The sequence below is a fragment of the Pectobacterium araliae genome, assembly GCF_037076465.1.
Classification (GTDB): Bacteria; Pseudomonadota; Gammaproteobacteria; order Enterobacterales; family Enterobacteriaceae; genus Pectobacterium; species Pectobacterium araliae.
In genome coordinates this window covers 3,864,402-3,884,528 of record NZ_AP028908.1, presented here as the reverse complement: position 1 = coordinate 3,884,528, position 20,127 = coordinate 3,864,402, and the positions used below count along the sequence as shown (strand labels likewise).

The 20,127-nt window shown below is 48.5% G+C and carries 19 protein-coding genes and 1 tRNA gene; 12 read left to right on the top strand and 8 right to left on the bottom strand.

Annotated elements, in window-relative coordinates; all coding sequences use genetic code 11:
* The first annotated feature begins 80 nt into the window (after positions 1–80).
* The 6 genes from AACH44_RS17665 to AACH44_RS17640 all read left to right on the top strand — a co-directional run bounded on the left by AACH44_RS17665 (position 81) and on the right by AACH44_RS17640 (position 8,611).
* Complete coding sequence (locus AACH44_RS17665) at positions 81–713, top strand: pyridoxal-phosphate dependent enzyme (protein WP_261849304.1); 633 nt, start codon at positions 81–83, stop codon at positions 711–713.
* Complete coding sequence (locus AACH44_RS17660) at positions 664–1,494, top strand: LysR substrate-binding domain-containing protein (RefSeq protein WP_261849305.1); 831 nt, start codon at positions 664–666, stop codon at positions 1,492–1,494. Before AACH44_RS17665 ends, AACH44_RS17660 begins: the two co-directional genes overlap by 50 nt.
* 384 nt (positions 1,495–1,878) lie before the next feature.
* Positions 1,879–2,103 carry a DUF1778 domain-containing protein gene (locus AACH44_RS17655; RefSeq protein WP_261849306.1) on the top strand — a complete coding sequence of 75 codons (225 nt, stop codon included), beginning with the start codon at positions 1,879–1,881 and terminating at the stop codon, positions 2,101–2,103.
* Positions 2,104–2,220: 117 nt separating this feature from the next.
* Positions 2,221–3,345, top strand: a complete 1,125-nt coding sequence (locus AACH44_RS17650; RefSeq protein ID WP_261849307.1) for a site-specific integrase — start codon at positions 2,221–2,223, stop codon at positions 3,343–3,345.
* Positions 3,346–3,596: 251 nt separating this feature from the next.
* Entirely contained in the window at positions 3,597–5,609 is a 2,013-nt protein-coding gene (locus AACH44_RS17645) for a site-specific DNA-methyltransferase (RefSeq protein WP_261850193.1), read from the top strand.
* A complete protein-coding gene (locus tag AACH44_RS17640) occupies positions 5,609–8,611 on the top strand; it encodes a DEAD/DEAH box helicase family protein (protein WP_261850192.1) in 3,003 nt (1,000 codons plus the stop codon). The genes AACH44_RS17645 and AACH44_RS17640 overlap by 1 nt, the downstream gene beginning before the upstream one ends.
* A gap of 116 nt (positions 8,612–8,727) precedes the next feature.
* Here the strand turns inward: AACH44_RS17640 and AACH44_RS17635 are convergent, their stop codons facing one another.
* Together AACH44_RS17635 and AACH44_RS17630 are read right to left on the bottom strand one after the other, a co-directional pair.
* Positions 8,728–9,297 carry a recombinase family protein gene (locus AACH44_RS17635; protein WP_085653890.1) on the bottom strand — a complete coding sequence of 190 codons (570 nt, stop codon included), beginning with the start codon at positions 9,295–9,297 and terminating at the stop codon, positions 8,728–8,730.
* A complete protein-coding gene (locus AACH44_RS17630) occupies positions 9,263–9,475 on the bottom strand; it encodes a hypothetical protein (RefSeq protein ID WP_023638430.1) in 213 nt (70 codons plus the stop codon). The genes AACH44_RS17635 and AACH44_RS17630 overlap by 35 nt, the downstream gene beginning before the upstream one ends.
* A gap of 77 nt (positions 9,476–9,552) precedes the next feature.
* Between AACH44_RS17630 and AACH44_RS17625 the strand changes: the two genes are divergently transcribed.
* The 3 genes from AACH44_RS17625 to AACH44_RS17615 are packed head-to-tail and all read left to right on the top strand — an operon-like array spanning position 9,553 to position 15,443.
* Complete coding sequence (locus AACH44_RS17625) at positions 9,553–12,174, top strand: class I SAM-dependent DNA methyltransferase (protein ID WP_261849498.1); 2,622 nt, start codon at positions 9,553–9,555, stop codon at positions 12,172–12,174.
* Positions 12,167–14,176: a DEAD/DEAH box helicase gene (locus AACH44_RS17620; RefSeq protein WP_338659358.1), complete on the top strand. Its 2,010-nt coding sequence runs from the start codon at positions 12,167–12,169 to the stop codon at positions 14,174–14,176. Before AACH44_RS17625 ends, AACH44_RS17620 begins: the two co-directional genes overlap by 8 nt.
* A 1-nt stretch (position 14,177) precedes the next feature.
* Complete coding sequence (locus AACH44_RS17615; protein WP_038918041.1) at positions 14,178–15,443, top strand: GIY-YIG nuclease family protein; 1,266 nt, start codon at positions 14,178–14,180, stop codon at positions 15,441–15,443.
* A 110-nt stretch (positions 15,444–15,553) separates the two neighbouring features.
* On the opposite strand, the gene ccdB is transcribed toward AACH44_RS17615, so the two are convergent.
* From ccdB to mobC, 3 genes are read right to left on the bottom strand one after another with little or no spacing between them, the layout of a single operon-like run.
* The gene (gene ccdB / locus AACH44_RS17610) at positions 15,554–15,859 is read right to left on the bottom strand and encodes a type II toxin-antitoxin system toxin CcdB (RefSeq protein WP_261849496.1); all 306 of its coding nucleotides are present in this window, start codon (positions 15,857–15,859) and stop codon (positions 15,554–15,556) included.
* 2 nt (positions 15,860–15,861) lie between these two features.
* Positions 15,862–16,080: a type II toxin-antitoxin system antitoxin CcdA gene (gene ccdA, locus AACH44_RS17605; RefSeq protein ID WP_038903500.1), complete on the bottom strand. Its 219-nt coding sequence runs from the start codon at positions 16,078–16,080 to the stop codon at positions 15,862–15,864.
* A 58-nt stretch (positions 16,081–16,138) separates the two neighbouring features.
* Positions 16,139–16,882 (bottom strand): MobC family replication-relaxation protein, encoded by a 744-nt coding sequence (gene mobC, locus AACH44_RS17600; RefSeq protein ID WP_261849495.1) that lies wholly within the window; start codon positions 16,880–16,882, stop codon positions 16,139–16,141.
* Between the two features lie 141 nt (positions 16,883–17,023).
* On the opposite strand from mobC, the gene AACH44_RS17595 reads away from it, so the two are divergent.
* Entirely contained in the window at positions 17,024–17,194 is a 171-nt protein-coding gene (locus tag AACH44_RS17595) for a hypothetical protein (RefSeq protein ID WP_226297842.1), read from the top strand.
* Between the two features lie 265 nt (positions 17,195–17,459).
* Positions 17,460–17,645: a hypothetical protein gene (locus AACH44_RS17590; RefSeq protein WP_261849493.1), complete on the top strand. Its 186-nt coding sequence runs from the start codon at positions 17,460–17,462 to the stop codon at positions 17,643–17,645.
* A gap of 148 nt (positions 17,646–17,793) precedes the next feature.
* Here the strand turns inward: AACH44_RS17590 and AACH44_RS17585 are convergent, their stop codons facing one another.
* On the bottom strand, positions 17,794–18,135 hold the full coding sequence (locus AACH44_RS17585) for a hypothetical protein (protein ID WP_261849492.1): 342 nt from the start codon (positions 18,133–18,135) through the stop codon (positions 17,794–17,796).
* Between the two features lie 185 nt (positions 18,136–18,320).
* Between AACH44_RS17585 and AACH44_RS17580 the strand changes: the two genes are divergently transcribed.
* Positions 18,321–18,515: a YlcI/YnfO family protein gene (locus AACH44_RS17580; RefSeq protein ID WP_010299634.1), complete on the top strand. Its 195-nt coding sequence runs from the start codon at positions 18,321–18,323 to the stop codon at positions 18,513–18,515.
* 105 nt (positions 18,516–18,620) lie between these two features.
* Here the strand turns inward: AACH44_RS17580 and AACH44_RS17575 are convergent, their stop codons facing one another.
* Both AACH44_RS17575 and AACH44_RS17570 read right to left on the bottom strand, forming a co-directional pair.
* Positions 18,621–19,880, bottom strand: coding sequence for a tyrosine-type recombinase/integrase (locus AACH44_RS17575; protein WP_261849491.1), 1,260 nt, complete (start codon positions 19,878–19,880; stop codon positions 18,621–18,623).
* Positions 19,881–20,041: 161 nt separating this feature from the next.
* Positions 20,042–20,117, bottom strand: a tRNA-Phe gene (locus tag AACH44_RS17570).
* Positions 20,118–20,127 lie beyond the last annotated feature (10 nt).

Sequence of the window (20,127 nt, the reverse complement as noted above, 5' to 3'; positions counted from 1 at the left end):
AAGAACGCGCCTGAATATGCCGTCACCAGGCGCTGCAACGCCGTTAAACTACGTTAACACTAACGGCGGAGGGGGAAAAGATGTCCCGAGTGCTCACCATTATCACCGACGACGCGCCGGGGTTGCATGGCATTGCCGATCCGGTCATTGATTTCGATCCCGAACTGCGGCGAATTATCGGCGATTTGCAGGCCACGCTGGCGGATTTTCGCCTGAGGGCTGGTTTTGGCTGGGCGATGGCCGCGCCGCAGGTTGATATCCCAGAACTGATCCAACATGAAATCGATCACCTCGACGGCATCTTGATGACCGACCGGGCGATGAGTGCTGGTGCCATCCGACCCATAGCCGAACGTTCAGCCCTGATCAACGGACAGCGGCCCGCGCACCGGCTCAGCCTGGACCATATCCGCCAGGCGCCCGATGCCATCGATCCTGTATTCCTTAATACGCCGCAGTATGAATGCCCCCAGCTATCTGCTCAGCTCGGGCGCGGCGCAGGCTTGGTTATCGCCGGCGCGCTCGCCCGCAGCGAATCGCGTCCGCTGGTCTGCGCCAGCGCGGGCAATTGGGGTCTGGTGCTGGCGTTCTATTGCCATAAGGCCAGCTTGCCAGTGACGGTGTTTGCCGCGAAAAATGCCAACCCGCTGAAAATTGAGGCCATTGCAGCCTACAGCGCAGGCAGATATCAGGCAGGTCGGCGCCGATTTTGATAGCGCCAAGGAACTGGGCCAACGATATTGCGCCAGGATCGGCGGCTGGTTTATCGAAGACGGCCTGGCGGTGCGTGTGTCGGTGCCGCAGGCGCTGGAAGAACTGGAAGGTGCAGTGACCGATGCGGTTCAGGAGGCAGATCGCCCGTCTGGCCTACTGCGGCTCAACGTTGCGAGAGTGGCTGCAATACACTACCTGGCGCCAATATTAGGTGGCTTTCTTAGCGCTTTCCTGGATATCACCGTGGATGTGGTGACGGATGACCGGCTGATTGATATCGTGGCCGAACGTTTCGATGCTGGGATGCGGCTTGGTGAAAAGCTGCATCGTGATATGGTGGCTGTCAGGCTCAGCGGCGATCTGGAAATGAAAGTCGTTGCCAGCCCTGCTTATCTGGTGAAGGCAGGGTATCCACGCAAACCACAGGATCTGGTTCGTCACCGGTGTCTGACCTATCGCCGTCCAAGCGATAACAGCGTTTACCGGTGGGAATTCCAGCGTCAGAGTGAACAACTGGAAGTGCACGTCAAGGGTGCGCTGATAGTCGATGAACCGGCGATGCCTACTCAAATCTCACTGGATGGTGCAGGAATAGCGTATCAGTTCGCACACCAGGTCGATCCCTTTCTGGAAAATGGACAACTGATACAACTTTTAAAAGATTGGACGCCCGCTTTCCCTGGTTTTTATGTGTACTACACCAGCCGCCGGCAAATGATCCCACCATTACGGGCATTTCTTGATTTTTTGGCAAAGGGTCACTCCCGTTCATCGAACTGAATGACCCGCAATCTGATCCACAAATTCCTCGATACGAAGGGATAAATCAAAACGCATCGGAAAAGATTTTTACGCCAACTTATTGAATCACAACAATATAGGGATTGATAAGGAGGCATAAAAAAGGAAAGGTGGTGCCGGACTCGGGATCATTCAGCTTTCTATTAAGTTGAAATACAGCATAAATTTTAAGCGTGGCTGTTGTCAAGACCCGTAGGTTGACCCGTATTTTCATAGATAGATCAGAATGATGGGATGTATACGATAAAAAATTCCCGGTTCGTTCCTTCGGTTCGGTTCCCATGGTATCTGCAAATCGTAATGATATAAGCCTTATGCAAACTGTATAATTACTCTCCAGAGGGAACCATGAGGGATGACATTATGTCGGCAGCAAAAGACGTTTCTGCTAAACGCGTGGCATTAAATTTACGTACCGAGCCCGATGAACAAGCTGTTACTGAGGAGACGTTGATCGATCAGCCGCTTATCATGGCAAGTTCAGATGCTTATCCGGAATTCCTCGTCCGCTTGGATCAGCCTCCTGCACCAAATGCCTCACTTTGCAACACCATGCAAACACTGGCACCGTGGGAACAGAAAAAATGAGCTCAGCCCCTGAGCCACCCCACGCCGCATTGGAAGGTTCATGCGAGCAGAGACCTAAATGCGCTCTCTAATTTGTTGTATTGTCTTCCCCTTTGGCCAATAGGGAAGATAATAGTAGTGAAAAAACGTATAAAAAAGATACTGTTAAGTAAAGCGTTGGATAAGTATTTTTCCACGGTATCTCGACACAAGCGAGGAGAATTGCAGGAGTTCTATCGAATCAATGTTATCAAGCGTTCGCGTTTGGCTAATAGAAATATGGATGAAATTTCATCCATAGACATTGCAGAATATAGAGATAATAGATTATCGGAATTTAACTCTAGAACGCAAAAGCCGATAAGTGCGAATACGGTACGACTGGAATTAGCATTGTTATCGGCGCTTTATAATCTGGCAAAAGTTGAGTGGGGCACATGTTCTATAAACCCTGTTGAAAATGTTCGCAAACCTACCGTATCGTCAGGCCGTACCCGGAGGTTAACGACTCAGGAAGAACGACAGCTAACTAGATACTTCAAAGATAAAAATCCTGAATTATTGGCTATTTTTCAGATCGCATTGGAAACCGGAATGCGGCAAGGCGAAATTTTGTCGTTGAGATGGGAATATACCGATCTTCGCCTCGGCGTTGCCCATTTGCCTTTGACGAAAAATGGGACATCGCGAGACGTTCCATTATCATCAAAAGCACGGCAAATTCTGTGTGGTCTAGGTGAACGGCCACATCATGAGAATGGCTATATCTTTAGCTACACGTCGAGTGGCTTTAAAAGCGCATGGCGTGTGGCTTTGAAGGCTCTGGCTATCGACGATCTACATTTTCACGATCTCAGACATGAGGCAATCAGCCGATTCTTTGAACTGGGAACGTTAAATGTTATGGAAGTGGCGGCGATATCAGGTCATAAATCAATGAATATGTTGAAACGCTATACCCACCTTCGTGCAACACACCTCGTGAGCAAACTGGATGCACATAAGAAACAGGCTAAAAAACTCGCCTCCATCTTTGTTCCTTACCCAGCGGATATTGATGTCGATGATACAACGGTTACATTGAAATTCTCCGATCTTGATAACCTGTCTGTGACGGCTTCAACGCATGATGATGCCCTGAAAATTGCCTCTGTGGAATTACTTCGATTTCAGGCTATAGCAGCGAAAAACGGTAAGAGACTTCCGCCACCCGGCGCTATCTCAGTCAATTCAGTTGATAGGGTTCTTATCAGCCCACTTTAGCAATGTAGATAACTTTTATATGACGATGTTGAGCTAAATATCGTCATTTTTTATGTCGGGATCTCGACTAATCAGACTGTCTATCCAGACGACGTGTTTTACATATCACACTGATAATCCGGTGTGTTTTAGTGATTGTTGTACATAACATATGAATGTTACGAGTCATTGAGTCGATAGCAAAACTTAATTTAGCACTTCAGAGCGAGGATGCCTGCTGATTCTGACTGATGTCACACCGGATTATCAGTATGGCAAATGAACGTATTACTGAATATAGCGCTAAACAGAAAGAAAATGCGGAACAACGTTGCAGTGTTGATGCTTTGGCCGAGGGCCAGAAGAAGGTGTCTCGTTCATCATTTTCTGATATCAGCAACGACCTCTTTGAGATCCCGAGCACAACCCCGAATTTTCGCACCGAACTGGCTGGTCAGCTTGCCGAACTGATTCCAGAGGCTGTTGCTGATGGTAAGTTGGATGTTGAAAAGCTCCGTGAGCTGCTGGCTGATGATGTGGCTGACAGTAACGAGCGCTTTGGCCTGTTCTGGCCGGGCAAAAAGCGTGCGCTGCGTGCCGCACAAGCACCGACGACTGCAACACTGAAACCAGACTTCGCCAATTCGAAAGAGTGGGACACAACGCAGAATGCGTTTATTGAGGGAGACAACCTTGAGGTACTAAAGATTCTGCAACGACACTATCACAACAAGGTCAAACTGATTTACATCGATCCCCCTTATAACACCGGCAAGGATTTTGTTTATCCCGATAACTACAAGGAGGGGCTGGACAGTTATCTGGAGTGGACGCGGCAGGTGAATGAGGAAGGTAAGAAAGTTTCCACCAACAGCGAGACCGAAGGGCGTTATCACTCCAACTGGCTGAACATGATGTATCCGCGCCTTAAGTTAGCCCGTAATCTGCTTGCTGATGATGGGGTGATTTTTATTAGTATTGATGATCATGAGGCGGATAATCTCAAGAAACTCTGCAATGAGGTCTTTGGTGAGGATAATTTTGTTGCAAATATAATTTGGCAAAAAAAGTTTAGTCGTTCGAATGATGCTAGGTACTTCTCCACAATGCATGATCATATATTGTGCTATGTAAAGTCGAGCTCTCTGACAAGTATTGAAAATTCGTGGGTACTGAACTTACTTCCAAGGGGAAAGGAAATACCAGCCGGTTACTCGAATCCTGATAACGACCCTAGAGGGATTTGGACCTCTGTTGTTTTATCTGCTAAATCAGGTACAGATAAGCTTCGCTATGACATAACTACACCTAGTGGTAGAGTTTGCCCACCCCCAGATGGGCGTTTTTGGAGCGTAAGTAAACAAAAATTCGACGAGCTGGTGAGAGGTAAACGCATTTGGTTCGGTAAAGAGGGGAGTGGTACACCAAGGCTCAAAACTTTCTTATCTGAGGTTCAAGATGGACTTAGACCAAATACTATCTGGATGCATTCAGATGTAGGGCATAATCAAGAAGCTAAACAGGAAGTAAAAGCTCTATTTGATGATAAAGCTTATTTTGATAGTCCTAAGCCTGTTCGGTTAATTGAGCACATTCTCACTATAGCTTCAAAAAAAGATAATTTTACTGTACTGGATTTCTTCGCTGGCAGTGCCACCACCGCTCATGCCGTAATGCAGCTTAATGCTGAAGACAACGGCAAACGTCGTTTTATCATGGTACAACTGCCGGAACCTACTCCTGAAGCTTCAGAAGCGCGCAAGGCAGGCTTTGCCACTATTGCTGATATCTCACGCAAGCGCATCGAACTAGCGGGCGAGAAAATAAAATCCGATGTTGCAGAAAGCAATATAGATACCGGCTTTCGCGCCTATAAGCTGACGGACACCAATTTCACCAAATGGCGCGTCACCAGCGATATCGAACCTGACAAGCTAGCCCAGCATTTGCTCGACCTGCGTGGTAGTAGCGTTGATGATGCCAGTCTCGATGATCTGCTTACTGAGCTGCTGTTGAAACTTGGCTATTCGTTGAACGAACATCTCAGTATGCAGACTATCGCCGGGCTGGACATCCATGCCATAGTTGGCGATACCGATAAGCCACGCCTGCTGGCCTACTTAAACGAGCGAACCAAGCCCACACTGGAACAATTGCGGGAACTGGTGAATGCCGAACCTACGCGCCTGATCGTTCTGGAAGATGCTTTCCACGGCGATGATGAATTGAAAACCAATATTGCTCAATATGCCAGAAGCAAAGGTATTGATCTGAGGACAGCGTGATGAACAGTCATTCTCAAAATACGGGCTTTCAATTTGATTCGCATCAGCAATATCAGCTTGATGCCATCAACGCCGTGGTGGATTTGTTCGATGGTCAGCCAAAGGATGCCGACAAGCTCGCGATTGCCTTGCGTGGCAGCGTTGCCAGACGGGAAGGTGAGCTGGATTTAGGTATTGAGCAGGAGATCGGCGCTATCGGCAATAATTTGGTACTGGATGAAGGCACTATCCTTGCTAACTTACAAACGGTACAGGATCGCAACGGGTTGGAGGTCAGCGAAAAGCTGGTTGATGGCAAACTGGATTTCGACATCGAAATGGAGACCGGTACGGGCAAAACTTACGTTTATCTGCGTACCGTTTTCGAACTTGCAAAGAAATATGGCTTTACCAAATTTATCATTCTGGTTCCCAGCGTCGCCATTCGTGAAGGCGTGAACACCAGTATTCGCCTGATGCGCGAGCACTTCCGTAGCCTCTATCCGGCGGAGCCTTTCGATGCGAATGTCTACAGAGGCGACAAGGCCGAGGAAGTACAGGCTTTTGCTACTGCAACCAACGTGCAAATACTGGTGATGACGATTGATGCGATACGTAGTGACAAGAATAAAAATGAAAAAAAGAATGCGCGCATCATTCACAAACCTTATGACAAGCTCAATGGCTTGCGTCCGTTGGATTACCTGAAAGGCACGCATCCTGTGGTGATCATGGATGAACCACAAAATATGGAATCACTGCTATCGCAGTCTGCTGTGGGTGATTTTGATCCTGTATTCACACTACGCTACTCAGCTACGCATAAGCAGCGGCGAAACCTGGTCTATCGGCTCGATCCGGTTGACGCGCACGATCTCGGTTTGGTGAAACAGATCGTCGTGGCTGAAGTCGCACAGCACGGTGCGGATGTGGCTCCTTACGTCAAGTTGCTCGAAGTGAAAGACACGAAAGCCGCGAAGCTTGAACTGGCTTGCCGCAAGGCCGATGGCTCTATCGCGCGTCGTAGCAAAAAGGTCAAACCGCATCAGGAATTGTCAGACGTCACTGGAAATCCTGCTTATGCAGGCTGGCGTATTAATGCGTTGAGCATCGCCGCTTTCGGTGAACCAGCCAGTATTGAACTGACGCCGAACGGAAACCTGCTGCATGAAGGCGAATCCCTCGGGGGCGCAACGGGCGCGATTTACAAGGAGATGATTCGGGAAACCGTGCGTGAGCATTTGCGCAAGGAAGCCATGTTGCACCCGAAGGGGATTAAAGTATTGAGTCTGTTTTTCGTAGACAAAGTGGCGAGTTTTCTCGGCGACGGGGTCAATAACGAAGACGCAAACGGCGAGTTTACCAAGTGGTTCGATGAGGTGTTCAGAGAAGAGCGTAGCAAGTCTGACGTCTACCAAAAATTACTGCCGCAGGATCCTGGCGAGTTACGGCGGGCGTATTTTTCCCAATTGAAAATGCGTGGTGGCACGACCTTTGTGGATTCATCTGGTACGACGGTCAAAGATGATGACGCTTACAAACTCATCATGCAAGATAAGCAGCGCTTGCTGGATGGTGATGAGCCTGTGCGCTTCATCTTTAGCCATTCCGCACTGCGCGAGGGTTGGGACAATCCCAACGTGTTTCAGATTTGTACGCTGCGTGAAATGGGCGCGGACACGGAACGTCGACAGACGCTGGGGCGTGGTCTGCGTCTGCCTGTAGCGAAAACAGTAAAAGGTTATGAGCGCGTTACCGACCGCAGTGTTGCACAACTCACGGTGGTTGCTAATGAGTCTTATGCTACTTTCGCTGAGAATCTGCAAGCCGAATACAAAGATGCGGGCGTAGCCATCGGACAGGTGCGACCCAATGAATTCTCCAGGCTGACGAAGCGAGATATTCATGGCGTGATGACCGATGATATGCTGGGGTTTAAGGTATCTTCTGCCATCTTCAAGCATCTGGAAAACGCAGGATTCATCAAGGATGGTAAGACAACGTCCATGTTTCTGCCGGATGCAGAAGGATTCTCATTACATTTGCCTGATGATCTCAGGCCTTACGAATCAGATATTATCCGGTGCATCCTTAATGCGGGTATTGAGAAATATGTGAAACCTGTAAGTGCGCGGGCTAAGCGCAAATTCAATAAAGAGCTCTACGCCTCGCCGGATTTTGAGAAGCTTTGGAGCGCTATCAGCCAGAAAACTACTTATCGGGTGACAGTTAAACACCCTATGCTGGTTGAGGCGTGTATAAAGGCGATCAAGGCTGAACCGAAAATCCAGCCGTTACGTATTGATGTCACTCGTGCTGGTGTCAGGGTGCTACGTGGCGGCACGCAAGGGCTAGAACTGGGGGCACGAACTGTCGATCTCAAAGGCAGTTATGATCTGCCGGACATTATCGGTGAGTTGCAGCAAGGTACGTCTCTTACACGCAAGACGCTGGTGGATATTCTCATTGGTAGCGGAAGATTGGATGAGTTCATTGCCAATCCGAACGACTTTATGGCGATGGTACGCCGTTGCGTAGAGGGTGAGCTACAGCGTGTCATTGTGGAGGGTGTTCAGTATGAAAAGATCGGCGGCTCCATCTATGAACTCCGCGAGTTGCAAGCCGATGGCCTTGCCGAAAAGGATTTCTTCAAAGAGCATTTGTACCGTGTCGAACACCCCGAGAAAACCGATTTTGATTACGTCGTGTTTGATGGCGGGCCGGACAGCCCGGAGCGGAAGTTCGCCGAGTTTCTCGATCACCGCGAGGATATCAGGCTGTTTATGAAGCTACCGCCAAGATTCCAGATCGACACGCCAGTTGGCCCTTATAACCCCGACTGGGCCATCATCAAATCCGAAGAAGGTGAGGATCGAATCTACATGGTGCGTGAAACCAAGAGCACTATGGATGAACAAAAAAGGAGACCCTCCGAAAATGCCAAAATCAAGTCTGCCGAGGCACACTTTAGAGAAATTGGTATCGAGTATGCGGTTTCAGTACCTGAACAGTGGAATATCTGACTATCTGCTGTAGCGGTATGGGCTCGTGGTGAATTGGCCGGATAATCAGTGTGGTAAACCTGTCTCTCTGCTGGAAGACAGGTTTACCAAAAATAGATTACTTAATCTTTTCAACGTTACGTTTTGGCACTCAGTTTTCTGCCGACAGGGAATTTTCGATATAAGGTATCTACTGCTACGTCATAAATCAGTGCCACCTGCTGTCGCGGGACGCCATTAGCCAGAAGATGTCCGGCTTGCGCCCATTGCTCCGGCGTCAGCTTGGGTCTGCGTCCGCCTATACGTCCTTTAGCCCTAGCGGCAGCCAAACCTGCGCGGGTTCGCTCGACAATAAGTTCTCGTTCCATTTCAGCCATCGCCCCCATAATGTGAAAAACAAACCTTCCCATTGGCGTGGCGGTATCTATGGAATCGGTCACACTACGAAAATGAATCCCGCGTTGTTGCAACGTGTCCATTAATTTGACAAGTTGTCTCATGCTTCGTCCCAATCGATCCAGTTTCCACACCGCGAGCGTATCCCCCGCCTGTAATGCCTTCAGAGCACTATTGAGTTTCGGTTTTTTCTCTGTAGTCCCACTGATTTTCTCTTCAAATATCTGTTCACATCCTAGCCGTTCCAACGCTTCGCGTTGTAAATCGGTGTTTTGGTCATTTGTTGATACCCTGACATAGCCTATTAACACGCCATTTCCTCCTGCTAAAAGCACGGAGAATGCCAGATCGCCAGATAACGCTCATCTGCATAATTGTTGATTTAGGAAAATCAAAAGCGGCCATAAAACCATAAATAAATTCATCACGATTCAGCTCGTGGGTTATCTGTTCAAGCTGCTCGAAAATCCTCGCCTGATTCACTGCCATACATGATCCTTCAGAATGCATAACTTGTTTTTTGCCATAACTATATACCGCTTGTAGGTAAACCAACGATTACACAGGTGCGTCAGGGCAGTAGCCGTAACATCGCTAAAGAGCCTGGTCAGGTCGGTATCAAGAATAAACTCTGGTTTCAGTCTGCTGCGGAAGGAGAAGAGCTTGAGACTCTGCTAAATCAGTGCATTGATGACCCAGCGATAGCTAAAAATAAGATCCGCTTCGTGCTGATCACTGATTTTACTCGCTTTCTGGCTTGGGATACCGCAAGTAAAGAGCGGCTCGACATTGAAATGGACGAGTTACATAGCAACTATGGTTTCTTTTTGCCGTTAGTGGGCCTTGAGAAAGCCATTATCAGCAGTGAAAACCCTGCTGATGTGAAGGCCGCCGAGAAGATGGGGAGATTGTTTGACCTCATCCGAGTCCACAATGACCTCAGTAAGTCGGAAGATATCCATGCCCTTAACGTCTTCCTGACTCGCTTGTTATTTTGCCTTTTTGCCGAAGACACCGGTATTTTTGCCCTCGCCCAGTTCACGTCTGCTGTCAAAAGTTTCACCGAAGAAGATGGCAGCGATCTGGATTCATTTCTTTATCAGTTATTTGGTGTGTTAGATGAGAAGCCTGACAGCCCGCAGCGACAAAGGCTACCCGCCCATCTTGCAGCATTTCCGTATGTAAATGGTGGATTGTTTGCCAGCGATGAACCGGTTCCCGAACTGCGCAAAAAGGGGCGCAAGATCTTACTCGAATGCGGAACCATGAATTGGAGTGAGATTAACCCAGACATTTTCGGCAGCATGTTCCAGGCCGTGATTGATGTGGAACAGCGCAGCCGCTTAGGGCAGCACTACACCTCATATCGCAATATCATGAAGGTGATTCAGCCCCTGTTTCTTGATCCGTTACGCGTTGAACTGGATAAACAACGTAACAATGCCAAGGGGCTTAAAGCGTTACTGGTGCGACTCGGCAAGATCAAAGTATTCGATCCTGCATGTGGATCCGGTAATTTCCTGATTGTGGCCTACAAAGCGTTACGCAATCTGGAAATTGAAGTGATTGAGGCTCTGCGTGAGCTGGAACCTCAAACATTTTCAATGAGCGGTCTTCACCTGTCACAGTTTTACGGCATTGAGATTGATGATTTCGCCTGCCAGATTGCTCGGTTATCCCTCTGGCTGGCGGAGCACCAGGTGAATTGTCAGTGGGAAAAAGCGTTTGGTTTCGCGCCACCGGCATTGCCGTTACGTGAAAGTGGAAATATTCATAGTGGTAATAGTTTGCGTCTTGACTGGCATCAGGTCTGTCCTAAGCAAGCTGATGACGAAGTGTATGTAATCGGTAACCCGCCATTTTTAGGAACACTGGGACGTTCAGATGAGCAACGTGCTGATATGCAGGCTGTATTTAGCGACTTCAAAGCGTTAGGAACCTTAGATTTTGTTGCTTGCTGGTTCTGGAAAGGGGCGCAATATATTCAAAATTCACGTGCTGAGCTGGCTCTGGTAGCAACCAATTCCATTTGTCAGGGAGAGCAGGTTGCGACACTGTGGCCGCCAATTTTTTCCCTCGGGCTAAATATCCATTTTGCATACCCAACATTTCCATGGGCAAATAATGCCCGTGATAAAGCGGCGGTACATGTAATCATTATTGGGCTTTCAGCGAGTTCAGAAAAGAGCAGACTTTATCAATACGTACAAGGCGAATGGCATTGCAAAATGGTCGACAATATCAGCCCATACTTAGTAGAAGGAAGCCGGCTGGCAATTATTCCACGAAACTCCCCGTTAATAAAAGGTGTACCTCCATTATTTTTTGGAAATAAACCTACTGATGGTGGTTATCTACTGTTAGATCGTTTTGAACGTGATGAATTACTCAAACAAGAACCGCAAGCTGAACGCTGGCTCAAAAAGGTATTAGGCGCCGATGAGTTTTTTAATGGAAAAGAACGTTGGTGCTTATGGTTGGTTGAGGCGAGTGTTGCTGATTTAGAATCAATGCCATTAGTCGGGAAAAGGGTTCTTGCTGTTAAAAATGCCCGTCTTAAAAGCTCCAAATCTGGCACAAGAAAAAAATCGAATAGCCCGCATCTGTTTGACGAAAACAGACATCCAGCATCAGGAAGTTACATTCTTGTTCCAAGTGTTTCTTCTGAACGCCGTATTTATGTTCCTCTTGGTTTTTTTAATGCAGAAGTAATTTCAACAAATGCAAATTATATTATCCCTGACGGCACGTTATACGAATTCGCAATACTTTCTTCGTTAATGCATAACGACTGGATGAGACTGGTTGCTGGTAGGTTGAAAAGTGACTATCGCTATTCCGCTTCAGTCGTTTACAACCCTTTTCCTTGGCCTGAAGTGACATCCATACAACGCAAACAAATCGAGATGCTCGCCGAAGACGTGATTTTAATCCGTGAAGAATTCCTAGGACGTACACTTGCTGAACTCTATGATCCCGATAAGATGCCGCAAAAGCTGTTAACCGCCCATCAGGCTCTCGATACCGCGGTGGATCGACTTTACCGTGAGCGCCCATTCAAAGATGCAGCCGACCGCTTAAGCTGCCTGCTGGCACGTTATGAAGCACTGACGCAGAAACTGACAGTAACTCAGGCTAAACCAAGAAAGAGCAGAACACCGGCCAACGCAGGAAACCATAATGAATAATTTATTGCACGTTGAGTATGGTCAGACGGGGCAAAGTACCGGCCTTAATTCGATGGGAATGCGTGAAATGCAGGCCCGAGCTTTTGCTGAACGAAATAGTCAGTATCTATTGATCAAGGCCCCTCCGGCTTCGGGGAAATCGCGTGCGTTAATGTTTCTGGGGCTGGATAAACTGGAAAATCAGAACGTGCGAAAAGTGATTGTCGCCGTTCCGGAAAAGTCTATCGGTGGCTCTTTTCAGGAGACCAATTTAACCGAACAAGGTTTTTTTGCTGACTGGCGTGTTACATCCGAGAACAATCTGTGTGTGGATGGTGGGGAAGCGGGTAAGGTTCATGCTTTCCAACGCTTTATGCATGGCAACGAACGTATTCTGATATGTACTCATGCGACCTTGCGTTTTGCCTTTGATAAATTAGTGGTAACAGATTTCGATAATTGCCTGGTGGCTATTGATGAGTTTCACCATGTTTCTGCCGATGGTGATAATCGGCTTGGTAATCTTATTGATGAGCTCATAAAAAAATCGAGTGTGCATATCGTTGCCATGACCGGATCATATTTCCGAGGCGATACCGTGCCGATCTTGTTGCCTGAGGATGAGGCGCAGTTCACTAAGGTGACATACACCTATTACGAGCAGTTGAATGGCTATCAATATCTTAAATCTCTGGGTATTGGTTATCATTTTTATCAGGGGCGTTATATTGATGCATTGCCCACGGTACTCGATACCAGCAAAAAAACGATTATTCATATCCCGAATGTTAATTCCGGTGAATCGACCAAAGATAAATATGGAGAAGTTGATTCTATCCTTGATGTGATTGGCAGCGTGATAAAACGCGATCCTCTGACTGGGGTTTATTATATTGCGGGAAAAAATGGCTGTGAGCTCAAATTAGCCAATCTGGTTGATGATAATCCTAACGAACGATCCAAAGTCCAGGCGTATTTACGTAATATCAAAGCGGTTGATGATATGGACATCATCATCGCCTTAGGCATGGCGAAAGAAGGGTTTGATTGGCCTTGCTGTGAGCATGTGTTGACGATTGGCTATCGCAGCTCTCTGACAGAAATTGTGCAGATTATCGGCCGGGCGACCCGAGATTGTACGGGAAAAACGCATGCTCAGTTTACCAATCTCATCGCTCAACCTGATGCACAGGATGATGATGTGAAGGCATCGGTCAATAATATGCTTAAGGCGATCACCACGTCGTTATTGATGGAGCAGATCCTGGCTCCCAACATCCAGTTCAAGCCTCGTTCTCAATGGGACGGTCAGCCACTACCACCTAATACTCTGCTTGTAGATGATTCCGCAACCTTACCGGTATCCCCGAAAGTATTGGATATTCTGAACAGCGACAAGAACGAAATTATGGCGACTCTGATGGCTAACGAACAGTTGGTCAAAGAGACAATTAGTGAAACCATCCCCCCCGAAACTTTCACTCAAGTGGCTTTGCCTGCTGTGATTCAGACGCTTTACCCAGATTTGACCGACGAAGAGCAGGAACAGGTACGCATAGGAGTATTACAAAGTATGTTGATCACTCAGAAAGGGGGCGTGGTTGATTGGGAAGACCTGCCGCAGGATGCCAATGTGGATATGGCGAATGGCGCTGAAGAAGAGTCAGTAAACAGTGTCGCAGGTAAGCAGTTCCTGAAGATGGGTGAAAAGTTCATCTGTATTGATAATCTGGATATAGACCTGATAGATGCGGTGAATCCGTTCCATGGTGCTTATGAAATTATCTCTAAATCGGTAACTGCGCCTATGCTGAAAACCATTCAGGAAGCAGTAAGTGCCAGCCGATCGCAGGTCTCCGAAGAAGAGGCAATTATCCTTTGGCCTAAGATCAAGCAGTTCACCCGAGAACAACAGAGAGAGCCATCGCTGAATGCCAGTGATCCGATTGAGAAGCGTTATGCCGAAGCGCTGGCGTTTATCCGCAAAATGAAGCAACAGAAGTTGGCTAATCAGGAGCAGTAAAATGATCCGGTTATCGACAACGCGATTAGCGGCCAAATCAACATTAGATGAGATCCTCAGTGAAGAAGATGATCTCTGTTTATTGGATGTTCACCCTCTGAAGCACAAGGCGAGTCCCGTCGATTTGGCTGGCAATCAGTTTGCTGAAATTGCCGCGTTTTACGATCGGCATGGCCGTCTGCCAACTGAAAACAGCGCCGCTTCTCTTGATGAAAAACGCCTAGCAAGACGATTGCGCATCATTAAAGAAAATCCCAACATATGTGCTTCGTTGCAAACGCTGGATTGCCGAGGGCTTCTGGCTTCAAATCACATTGAAAATGGTAGAACCCCACTAGCCGCTGAACCAACACCATTATCCTATGCCAACAAATCAGAACTGGTGACTTCTTTAGAGGATATTTTTGCCGACGATGAGGACGGTTTATTAAATTTTGCAGAGCCTGATATCTTCAGCTTACAGTATGTTTCTGCTGATAAAAAAGAGCAGCCAGATGACATTGCTCAGCGCCAGCCGTGTCAAGACTTCCAGCGTTTCGAGCCCTTGTTTTATAGCCTGCATAAAGGCTTAAAAAATGGGGTTTTTAGTCTTGAGCGTTTTACACATAAATTGAAAATTGTTGAAGGCGATTTTTTTATTCTTAATGGGTTACTGGGATATGTCCATAGTGCTGGTGAACGTCTGGGTCAGTACCGTACTTACAACGCCCGATTGCGACTGATATTTGAGAATGGCACCGAAATGAACATGCTCTATCAATCCTTAACTCACGGTTTGGTGAGGGATAAAGAAGGGCGCAAGGTGCAACTCAATGGCAAGACGTTGCAACCATCAGATACTGCGGTGCCGACCGGCTTGGTTTATGTGCTCGCGACCACAAGTACAGACCCAGCGCTTATTCCTTATAAACAAAGTCTTTACAAAATTGGTTTTACTGAAACAACTGTGGAGCAGCGCATTGAGCATGCCGAGAAAGACCGTACTTTCCTTGAAGCACCTGTCAGGATTGTGGCTACCAGCCAGTGTTTTAACCTCAATGCTCAAAAATTAGAGGCATTGGTACATGGTTTCCTCGCTGCCCGTCGGCTCAACATTACGCTCAAGAGCCATAATGGTCAGATCTATACTCCAAGAGAGTGGTTTAATGTCCCATTGGCTACAGTTCAGGCCGTTATCCAGCACATTGTGGACGGAACTATTTCGCAGTACCGACTGGATAATACTACTGGGAAAATTGTTGCGAAACACCCTGGGTATGGCCTGTAAGTATACCAATAAGCTGAGGCATTCACTTTTAGAGCTCTTCCGACATACTGATTGTACTCAGCTTAAGAGACGCTATGCATAAGACTTGATGCAAGCACAATGAACCCCTCTCAAATCCCCCAAAACATAAGATTAATAGCATCCTTAATCTCATCGGCATACTCGCCAAGATCCGCGATCTCTTCACCAATAACCTCAGCCGGAACACTAGACAGCTCAGTTGTCATCAGCCGATAATCTTCGCCGTCGATGCGGATCAGAGGAAACAAAGTCTTATTCACTTTCTCAGACAGGTGATGCGATTCGATAAGCGGGATGACCATGCGCCGCTTCGGTGTCTCGACAATATCGCTTTGCACATCGACAAACATTTTGTAGTGACTGGCTCGTTTGTATTGATAAACCATGAATTGCATGATCACCAGTTCCTGTTTTCATCTGCAAAGGAGCCATGCTGCGCGATAAATCGGGTGACTTCCTCCATCCCTTCGCGATTTTCCTTTTTCCACTCCTCAGCCTTAATGCGACGGGCTTCTTTGCCAATGGCATCATTCACCAGCCCGGAAATATTGACTCCGGCAGCACTCAGAACCTGATAATTGTCTTTGTCTACGGTAACGCTGACGCGGTGTTTCATGATAGTGATCCTCTTTTATGCACACTCTGAGTATATACTTCGCATGGTTGTTCAGCAATTAGCCAAGATTCAAATCCAACCCCTTCAACTCCTCAAACGTATAAACCCGAAAAACATTGCGGTGCTTCGCTTCCAGCGGGATACGCTGATGGCTGACGATGGCGTATTGCACGCTATTGAACATCCGTTCAATAGCTCGCTTTATCTGCGGATCGGGCACGATATAGAAGACGTACATCCAACGTTTTTGAGTACGAGTTATCAAATGTTGGGTGATAATCGCCTGATAACGGGCTTTGGTTTTCAGATGGCGTTCAGTCTCAACGGCGATGACGGTTTCGTCTGGTAACGTTATCACCCCGGCCGGGCGATGATGTACCTCATAGCGGCTGCGGAATGTTGAATCCGCGCCGCTGATCCACCCATAAGCGCCTTTCTTCTCAAGAAGGAGCCGTGCTAGCTGACGATCAAGGCGCTGCATCAGCGTCCAGCCAGTGACTTTCGAGGGCTCAAACCGTGCAGGAAAACCATCCTCATGGGGTGTGACAACAACGGATAATCCGTCATTGGTGATCCCCCACAGAGAGGTTTTCACCATTCTGGTGTTTATTTCATACTTTTGGATCAATCCCATGTCGATGGCTTTTGCCAGCAACAGATAAAGCGGCTTGTGATTTTTATAATCAAAAAGCAGCATTAACGTTTTAAAGTCGCTGTAGGTTTCTTCTTTCAGAAAGGTGAGCAGAAGTCGCATTTTTTCGTGACTACGCGCCCGGCGTTCACGGTAATCAGAAATCAGCATGGTTCCTCCTTCGCATTTTACTGGGGTGTTCGTTCTTTCGGCTTTATCGCCTCATTACATGGGCGCATACCTTGGGGTACTGGCATGAGTCGACGTCATGAGGCGATCTTGTGGGGATAAAGAGGTGGCAGCTTTGCAGCCATGCGCCGGAAAATACATTTCCCGGCACAGAACGGCGTGCGCCAGTTCATGCGGGCTGGACGCCCTTATTGCCTGTCGCATGGGGGTAATGTCGCTGCTGGACGCCACGCCAAAACCCCCAACGTCAACAGCGGCACACCGTCGCGCGCTACGCGCGACTACCCCCTTTGATACGCCGTTTTTAGCCCACTTTTTCTTTTGCCCGTTCCGGTCAGCGAAAAAATGGGAAAACGCCTTCAAAGCGGGTAGTCGCGCCTCGCTACCGGCTTGTGGCCGGAGACTTAGCCGCGACGGTGTGCGGGGCTGAAGCCCCCCAAATAAACCGACGCGTGGGCGCGTCTTTTTGCTCGCTGGGGCGGCAAAATTTATTCGGCTCCCCCCGGCCTGCTCGGTTTCCCTTGGGGGAAGCGCTCGCAGGTGGGTTCGGGCGACGCAAATGTGCCCTTTCTGCGAAATGGCATTTACTCGCCTCACGCCACGGTTTAATGCGCGTGAGGCGCAGGCATTCAATCGCCTAACCCCGTCGCGTCCTGCATCGTGGCTGAATGGTCTGTTGAGCGCGGTCAGCGTTGCGAAAATAAAACGTGCTGGCATATCTATCCCCACTGAAATCAGCCAGTAGGGAAGGCTACAGGGAAAGGGCGATGTTGCCTGCAAACAACTCAATATCGGATGGGAAGAATTATTGTTATTCAGCCACAAAAGCAAAAAAGCTCTGACCGTGAGTCAACAACGGCAGAGCTTTAATCAGGCAGTCTATATTCAGATGGCTATCTGGCGGTGAGTGAATGTGCGCGTTTTTGCATATCGGTAAGTGCAGGGATGAGTAAACTGATTGCGGTTAGTCCATGTCCCAACTGGCACAGGCTTTCCGGTGTCGATTCGCACACGTCATTATCGGCAAAGGTAATTAGCGCATCGCCAATGAAATTCAGGCAATGGCAAAGTCCTGCCTGCGTTTCGGCGCAATATTCAGTGACCAGCGAAAGTTCGTCATTGTCCATGTGTGAAAAGTCCAGACGAGCCAGCGCGGCACTCATGGCAGAGTAACGGTTCTCATAATCCGGCAGTGATTGATAAGACGCGCCCGTGTTACTATTGGTGTCAGCCATAGCATTAGTCCTCATAATGTTGTGGTCAGAAGCCCGGTTAGTGTTGGCGCACTGCCGGGTTTCGTTTTTCACCATGAATTCACTCTTGGTGTTCATACACCTTAACGCTAGGTGCACATACACGTCAACGTGTTTAAAAATATTTTTCCTTGTATAGTATGCGTTCAGCGAGAAAGGAAAACGGCATGCCTACAGGTTCTAAAAACAAGCGTTCGACCACGAAGGGAATCCGCTTCCCGCATGAGCTTATCGAAGAAATAAACGCCAGCGTTGCGCAGGAGAAAACGGAAGATCCCGATGCTAATTTCTCAGCCTGGGTTCTGGATGCTTGCAACCGAAAACTGGCAGCGCCAAAACGCGACAAGCCTGTGAAACCCTGACGTATAAGAAACATTTGGCAGAATGCTCGAATGGTTTTACGACAACGCTCCTGACGGGTTTTCTATCACATAGAAAGCCCGTCAGGAGCCAACAAGCGCAGCGCGTTAGTCTGCCGAATGACTCCGCGCATAGATATACGGCGCGACATATCCTTCGCGGTTGACGTCCAGATAATCCGACCACCACTGCATCATTTCGATTCTGGCTTCCAGATGCTCCGCTTTATGCACGTAAGCCGCCCGCACGCCGTTGCGCTCTTTGTGGCTCATCTGTCGCTCAATGGCGTCTTTTGACCAGCGTCCGGACTCGTTCAGGGCGCTACAGGCCATGGTTCTGAAACCATGCCCACAGATTTCGGTTTTGGTGTCGTAGCCAATCACGCGCAGCGCCTTGTTGATGGTGTTTTCACTCATCGGCTTGTTCAGCGTATGTGCGCCCGGAAAAACGAAGACCGATTCGCCGGAAAGCGCCTGAATCTGTTTCAGCAGGGCGACCGCCTGCCGTGACAGCGGCACCAGATGTTCATCTTTCATCTTTGCGCCACGCTCTGAAAATCTCACGCCGTTTACCGGTTCGCGCTGGGCGGGTACGCTCCAGATATGCGCTTTCAGGTTGAATTCATCCCAGCGGGCAAAACGCAGTTCACTGGATCGCAAGAAAACATGCAGATTCAGCTCCAGCGCCAGACGGGTGAGCATCCGGCCTTTGTAGCTGTCAATCTTCGCCAGCAGTTCAGGCAGGCGTTTCAGCGGCAGGGCGGGGTGATGTTGGGTCACAACCGGGGTCACGACGCCATCTAAATCGTAAGCCGGATTGTATTTGATGACACCCTGCTGGACGGCGTGACGCATGATTTTGGTCAGATGCTGGCGTACCCGTCCGGCGACGTCATGCACGCCTTTATCGTCAATTGCCTTAACCAACTGCGCCAGATGGCGGGTTTCAACCTGCGCGATATCCATCGCACCAATGGACGGGAAAACGTAGCGTTTCAGGCAGGTGAGAATTTTATCGGCGTGCGCGTCCGACCAGAGTTTCAGGCTGCTGGTGTGCCACGTCTGAGCGACATACTGAAAGGTGCGGGATTCATCAACGGCGGGGTTGTTCGTTTTGCGAAGCTGAGAAGGGCTGATGCCGGATGCCAGCAGCTTACGCGCTGCATCGCGCTTTTCACGGGCTTCCGCCAGTGTAGTTTGCGGGTAGGGGCCAAAAGCCAGACGGTTTTCTTTACCGCCGAAACGGTAGCGGAAATACCATAGCTTAGCGCCGCTGGTGGATACCGTCAGGTATAAGCCTTGCGAGTCGGTGAGCTTGTAAGATTTTGCGAGAGGTTTCGCGGATCGGACTTTGCTGTCAGTTAACATGTGAGGGTCACTCCCGTTCATCGAACTGAATGACCCGCAATCTGACCCACAAATTCCCCGATACGAAGGGATAAATCAAAACGCATCGGAAAAGATTTTCACGCCAACTTATTGAATCGCAACAATATAGGGATTGATAAGGAAGCATAAAAAAGGAAAGATGGTGCCCGGACTCGGAATCGAACCAAGGACACGAGGATTTTCAATCCTCTGCTCTACCGACTGAGCTATCCGGGCAACGGGGCGC

Excerpts from the sequence above, each read along its gene's own strand:
- AACH44_RS17590 (WP_261849493.1), top strand. The coding sequence starts at position 17,460 with ATGTGCCCTTTCTGCGAAATGGCATTTACTCGCCTCACGCCACGGTTT.
- AACH44_RS17620 (WP_338659358.1), top strand. The coding sequence starts at position 12,167 with ATGAATAATTTATTGCACGTTGAGTATGGTCAGACGGGGCAAAGTACC.
- AACH44_RS17575 (WP_261849491.1), bottom strand. The coding sequence starts at position 19,880 with ATGTTAACTGACAGCAAAGTCCGATCCGCGAAACCTCTCGCAAAATCT.
- ccdA (WP_038903500.1), bottom strand. The coding sequence starts at position 16,080 with ATGAAACACCGCGTCAGCGTTACCGTAGACAAAGACAATTATCAGGTT.
- AACH44_RS17585 (WP_261849492.1), bottom strand. The coding sequence starts at position 18,135 with ATGGCTGACACCAATAGTAACACGGGCGCGTCTTATCAATCACTGCCG.
- AACH44_RS17645 (WP_261850193.1), top strand. The coding sequence starts at position 3,597 with ATGGCAAATGAACGTATTACTGAATATAGCGCTAAACAGAAAGAAAAT.
- AACH44_RS17640 (WP_261850192.1), top strand. The coding sequence starts at position 5,609 with ATGAACAGTCATTCTCAAAATACGGGCTTTCAATTTGATTCGCATCAG.
- ccdB (WP_261849496.1), bottom strand. The coding sequence starts at position 15,859 with ATGCAATTCATGGTTTATCAATACAAACGAGCCAGTCACTACAAAATG.
- AACH44_RS17630 (WP_023638430.1), bottom strand. The coding sequence starts at position 9,475 with ATGGCAGTGAATCAGGCGAGGATTTTCGAGCAGCTTGAACAGATAACC.
- AACH44_RS17655 (WP_261849306.1), top strand. The coding sequence starts at position 1,879 with ATGTCGGCAGCAAAAGACGTTTCTGCTAAACGCGTGGCATTAAATTTA.
- AACH44_RS17615 (WP_038918041.1), top strand. The coding sequence starts at position 14,178 with ATGATCCGGTTATCGACAACGCGATTAGCGGCCAAATCAACATTAGAT.
- mobC (WP_261849495.1), bottom strand. The coding sequence starts at position 16,882 with ATGCTGATTTCTGATTACCGTGAACGCCGGGCGCGTAGTCACGAAAAA.
- AACH44_RS17595 (WP_226297842.1), top strand. The coding sequence starts at position 17,024 with ATGCGCCGGAAAATACATTTCCCGGCACAGAACGGCGTGCGCCAGTTC.
- AACH44_RS17665 (WP_261849304.1), top strand. The coding sequence starts at position 81 with ATGTCCCGAGTGCTCACCATTATCACCGACGACGCGCCGGGGTTGCAT.
- AACH44_RS17580 (WP_010299634.1), top strand. The coding sequence starts at position 18,321 with ATGCCTACAGGTTCTAAAAACAAGCGTTCGACCACGAAGGGAATCCGC.